We start from the raw sequence: 5,131 nt of genomic DNA, 5'->3' as shown, positions 1-5,131 counted from the left end.
GCTGAGCTCGGCCTGCAGTTGCTGGTTCTGCTCGTCCAGGCGCTTGATCGCCGCTTCCTGAACCAGGATGGCCTGCGCCATGTAGTAAGGTGCCGACGCCTGCTGCTGGAGGTGCTCGGCGATGCGCGCCTGGGCCTGGACGTCACGTGGCACGCCTTCGCGCTCGGCTTGCTGCAAGCGACCGAACAGGCCGTCGATCAGGGTTTGTTCTTCGTGGTTCATGGGGCGACCTCACTGGATAGCCGGGGGAATTCGGGTGGGCCCAAGATGGGGTTACAGCATCGGTGATTCAATGCGCCTGCGGCATGAAACTTTGTTCAGAGTAGGTCGCTGGGCTAAAGTACCGGCCTGCTCTTTGACTGCGATATCGACCGATGAATCCGCTCAGTGTTCTGCAAGATTCCCTCTATTTCTTCCGCCGCCACCTGCTGAGCATCGCCAAGCTGTGCCTGCCGCTGGTGGTGCTGGAAACCCTGCTGGCCCAGGCGATCTACAACCACTTCGGCCCGCAGGCCAGCACGATGGCCTACACCGTGTTGCTGGGCCTGGTGTTCTATCCACTCTACAGCGGCGCACTGATCCTGTACCTGGACGCTCGCAGCCAGGGCGAGGAACCGCGCAAGCGTGACCTGCTGGCCACCTCCCTGCGCCTGTGGCCCTCGTTCGCGCTGCTGGTGATCATCTGCATGCTGATGATCATGGCCGGTATCAGCCTGCTGGTGCTGCCGGGCATCTGGATCATGGTCAACCTGGTGTTCGCCGAGTACCTGCTGGTGCTGCGCGGCCTGCAGCCGCTGCCAGCGATTCGCCAGAGCTTCGTACTGTGCAAAGGGCATTTCTGGCAGATCCTGGTGTGCATCATCGGGGTAATGATCCCGTTGTGGCTGATCGACGCCGCCTTCCAGAGTTTGCTGGGCGAGGACCCTGACGCCTGGCTGGCACTGCTGTTGGGCAGCCTCAACGGTTTCCTCACGCTGTTCAGCACCCTGGTGAGTTTCCGCCTGTTCATGCTGGTCAGCGACCCAACCCTGCAAAGCGCCGAAAGCTGAAGCGAGCACACCACGAACGGCTCGGGTATGCTCGCAGCTCACCTGCGACGCCAAGCCGAGCCATGATCCGACGACTGCGCAACGCCCTGCTGCTTCTGCTGTTGATAATGGCCCTGCTGTGGCTGCTGGCCGACCAGCTGGGCTGGCAACCTGAACCGCGCGAGGCGCTGCCGGTAGCCTGCCGTGGCCCGGCCGCAACGCTGGTGCCGGGGCAGACGCTCAAGGTCATGAGCTGGAACATCCAGTACCTGGCGGGCAAGGGCTACGTGTTCTGGTACGACGAGGGCCAGGGTAGCGACACCCGCCCCACCGAGCAGGACCTGGCGTTCAACCTCGACGAGGTGGCGCGGGTGATCCGCGCCGACAACCCCGACATCGTGCTGCTGCAGGAACTCGACACCGACGCCAGGGCCAGTGCCCACCAGGACCAGCTCGCGCTGCTGCGCGAGCGCCTGGTCGACCTCTACCCGTGTGCCGTGCAGACCTACGACTGGAAGGCCGACTTCGTCCCCGACCGGCATGTGCTCGGCAGTGCCGGGCGTGGCCTGGCGACCCTGAGCCGCTACCCGATCAGACAGGCCGAGCGCCTGGCCTTGCCCTCGGCGCCTGGCAACGCCCTGAGCCGCCTGCTGCAGCCGCAACAGGCGGTACTGGCCAGTTACCTGCCGCTGCGCGATGGCGGCCACCTGGCGGTCCTCAACACTCACCTCGCGCCCTACACCCCGGGCAGTGACGTGCAGCGCCAGCAGGTGCAGCACCTGAGCGAGCAGCTCGATACGCTGGAAAGCCAGGGCACGCCGTGGTTGATCGGCGGTGACTTCAACCTGTTGCCGCTGGGCCAGTACCGCCGCCTGAACCCCGCCCAACGCCAGCACTATGCTGCCGACAGCGACCTGCACCTGCTGTGGGACAAGTACCCGATGATCCCCAGCAATGCCGAAGCCGGTGGCGCCGAGCGCAGCGCCTGGCTGACCCACTACCCCAACGATGCGCGTGCAGACGGCCCGGACCGCACCCTCGACTACCTGTTCCACAGCCCCAGGCTGCAGCGCCTCGGGGCACGCGTACTGCAACAGGACACCTTGCAGATCTCCGACCACCTGCCGCTGAGCGTGCGCCTGCTGTTGCCGACGCCGCCTTAGGCGCGCATCAGGCTGGCTGAGCCTGCGCAACGCCGGCATCGGGCGCCGGGTCGTGCGCCAAGGCAGCGACGGCCTCGCCTTTGCCTGACGCCTTGAAGAGGAATTTGGCCTTGTTCTGGTCAAAGACGTAAATGGCCGCCAATGGCACCGCGGTGACAAGCACACCGGTCAACACATCTGCAACGGAGTGATTGAACAAGCTGAGCAGCGGCACCGCCATCAATGCCTTCGACAGCGCATTGGCGACATACAGCCCCATGACGGTCGACGCCGCACCAAACAGCACCACCGCGATCTTTGCATACTTGTCTTCGGCCTTGCTCAACATGACACGCACGCAGCGAACCGTGGACAGCGTGCATTCACGAATGATCGACAGCACCAAGGCAGGCAGCTTGACCAGCATGGAAATCAGGATCTGTGGAATTGCACTCAGCACGCCCGCAACGCCCCCCTCGATACCTGCCGCCTTGGCCTGCTGCATGATCTTGCGCTGTTCAAACCGGGCATTGAGTTTGGCCGCCAACTGGGTACGCCGCTCCTCCAGGCCTTTCATCACGCCTTGCTGGTCGGTGATCAGGCCCTGCTGGGTAATGTCCTTGATTTCATCCACAAAAATATCCACGGTCTCGGCGACGATCACCCCGACCACCTGCTGAGCAGCCATGCGCGCGCCGGCGCTGGCCACAGACAGGCCAACCTCCTTGAGCGCCTGAAGGCGCATTGCGGCCATCTGCTCCTGAGCCTTGTCGTACTTGGCCAGGGCGTCTTTCTCACTGATGGTGACCTCGCGCCCATCGGCCCCGATGATGAAGGTGATCTGGTCAGGGTTATCGGCATCGCGGATGCCGCGTTCGGCAATGTACTGCTTGAGGTCGATATCGGACTTGGACCGGTTCAGCGATTGATCGGCAAAAATAAGGTTCTCACCGAAGTTCATGCACTCAATGATGCCATCGTCGTCGGTAGCCACGCGCAGGAGAAAATCATTGTAGATGCCACTCTTCGGAATGATGTGCTCAATGTCCGTCGCGTAGGGGTCGAGCCGATTGGCGTCGCTGGAATCGTAGCCATTGTCCAGCCGAGAAAATGCCGGCGTGCCTATCTCACGGCGGCCCGGCGCAAACTTGGCCTGGTCACGCTGCTTGTCCAGCGCGGCAAAGTTGGCGTTGTCGTGCAGGTTGTTGGCTTTTTTGAAGTCTTTGTATTCCTGGGAAAGGTTGGAATACTTCGCTTCGTTGGCCTGATCCAACCCGGACATGACCGGCGCCAGGCAAAAGGCTGCAATCGCCCTGCGCAACGCTTCCTGTTTGGCCTGGGTAAAAATGTCATCGACATCCTTGGGCCTGACCGGCAGCCTGCCGCGAATCTCCGTCACAATCTGGTCGGTTTCCTTATCGACCTCGAAGGTCTTGCTGAAATACGACGAGACTTTTTCCGTACTGAAGGCCGCATATCCCTTCATGCGCTCGGCGGAGCTGTAGTAATACGCGCTGGTGGAAGCGCTGAACGCCACATACTTTTCTTTTGTGCCATCGGACAGCAGCGCCAACTGCTCCCGGCTTGAAACGACAACATTGCTGTTGGCGGTACTTTCCACGACCTCGCCAACCTTTTCCCGGGTCGAGTCATAGAGTTCCGAAGCGCCATCGGAAAGCCGCCTGGAGTAATCTACCGTCTTGTCCGCCACCTCCGACAACGCATCCTTGCTGCTTGCCACGGCATCTGCGAGCTTGCTGCCAATCGAATCAAATTTCCCTTTGAAAAAGCTCATTATCACGCTCGGATAGTAGAAAAGTAGTCACCAGGCGCCGATGACAGGATCATCATGGCCATCGCTGCAGCCATAGTAGCGTTTTGATTCCACTGCTGCACGAACCCCACGTTGCTAGACCTTGCGCGGTTTGACCCTCGCGGTAGCCTCGGCCACCAGCGGGTCATCCGGCCAGTAATGCTTGGGGTAGCGCCCCTTCAGGTCTTTCTTCACCTCGGCATAGGTACTGCGCCAGAAGTTGCCCAGGTCCTGGGTGACCTGCACCGGGCGCGCGCCGGTGACAGCAAATGCAGCAACACCTGCTGGCGGCCCTGGGCAATGCGTGGGGTTTCGGCCAGGCCGAACAACTCCTGCAGACGCACGGCGAGGATCGGTGGGGTCTCGCTGTAGTCCAGGCGGATGTTCGAGCCCGACGGTACGCTCAGGTGCGCCGGAGCCCAGTCGTCCAGGCGCTGCGGCAGTGGCCAGGGCAACTGGTTGCGCAGGATCGACGACAGGTCCAGCTGGGCGAAATGGCTGAGCCGGGTGACCTTGCCCAGGTACGGCTGCAGCCAGTCCGAGAGGCTTGCCAACAGCGCGGCGTCACTCAGGTCCGGCCATTCGCTGGTGCCGCTGGCAGCCAGGTCAAGCTGGCGCAGCAAGGCCACGCGCGCCTGCCACTGGCGCAACTCCGGGGTCCAGGACAACAACTCCAGCCCTTTGCGACGGACCAGCTCAAGCAGTGCCCGCGTACGTGCCGCCTCATCCAGCCCGGTCAGCGGCTCGCGGCTGAGCACCAGTTCACCGACCTTGCGCTGACGCTCGGCGCGCAGCACGTTTTCGCGTTCGTCCCAGTCCAGTTGCTCGACGCTGCACACCTGTTCGGCCAGTACGCCATCGAACAGCGCCGGGTCGAACTCGGCGGCCAGGTAGATACGTTCCTCGCGCTGCCCCTGGCGGCTGCCCAGGTCGGCAATCACCAACCAGGGTGACTTCATCAGCGCGTCTGCCTCACCGAACAGTGCCGCCCTGCCATTGGCCAGGCGGTACTCCGCGCCACCGGCGCGGCGCTGCTGGGCGACCCGGTCCGGATAGGCCAGCGCCAGCAACGCGCCCAGCCAACGTTGGTGCTGTGGGTCAGGCACCGCCGAGGTCGGCTTGCCGCGCAGGTAGCCGCGGTACTGGCG

4 protein-coding genes and 1 pseudogene are annotated in these 5,131 nt (G+C 62.9%); 2 read left to right on the top strand and 3 right to left on the bottom strand.

The annotated features are described in order from the left end of the window. The coding region (locus G3436_RS24380; RefSeq protein ID WP_163950439.1) for a DUF2076 domain-containing protein at positions 1 to 222 on the bottom strand (222 nt) is incomplete at its 3' end. Positions 223 to 374: 152 nt separating this feature from the next. On the opposite strand from G3436_RS24380, the gene G3436_RS24375 reads away from it, so the two are divergent. Next, positions 375 to 1,049 carry a hypothetical protein gene (locus G3436_RS24375; RefSeq protein ID WP_163950437.1) on the top strand — a complete coding sequence of 225 codons (675 nt, stop codon included), beginning with the start codon at positions 375 to 377 and terminating at the stop codon, positions 1,047 to 1,049. Positions 1,050 to 1,111: 62 nt separating this feature from the next. After that, positions 1,112 to 2,191, top strand: a complete 1,080-nt coding sequence (locus tag G3436_RS24370) for an endonuclease/exonuclease/phosphatase family protein (protein WP_163950435.1) — start codon at positions 1,112 to 1,114, stop codon at positions 2,189 to 2,191. 7 nt (positions 2,192 to 2,198) lie between these two features. Here G3436_RS24370 and G3436_RS24365 read toward each other — a convergent pair whose 3' ends face one another. Continuing rightward, complete coding sequence (locus tag G3436_RS24365) at positions 2,199 to 3,965, bottom strand: hypothetical protein (protein WP_163950433.1); 1,767 nt, start codon at positions 3,963 to 3,965, stop codon at positions 2,199 to 2,201. A 114-nt stretch (positions 3,966 to 4,079) separates the two neighbouring features. Beyond that, a pseudogene (locus G3436_RS24360) lies at positions 4,080 to 5,131 on the bottom strand (ATP-dependent helicase C-terminal domain-containing protein); the annotation flags it as partial.

It is taken from the genome of Pseudomonas brassicae (assembly GCF_010671725.1).
Classification (GTDB): domain Bacteria; phylum Pseudomonadota; class Gammaproteobacteria; order Pseudomonadales; family Pseudomonadaceae; genus Aquipseudomonas; species Aquipseudomonas brassicae.
Note: the sequence above shows the minus strand (reverse complement) of the source record. Positions and strands in the feature narration are given on the sequence as shown.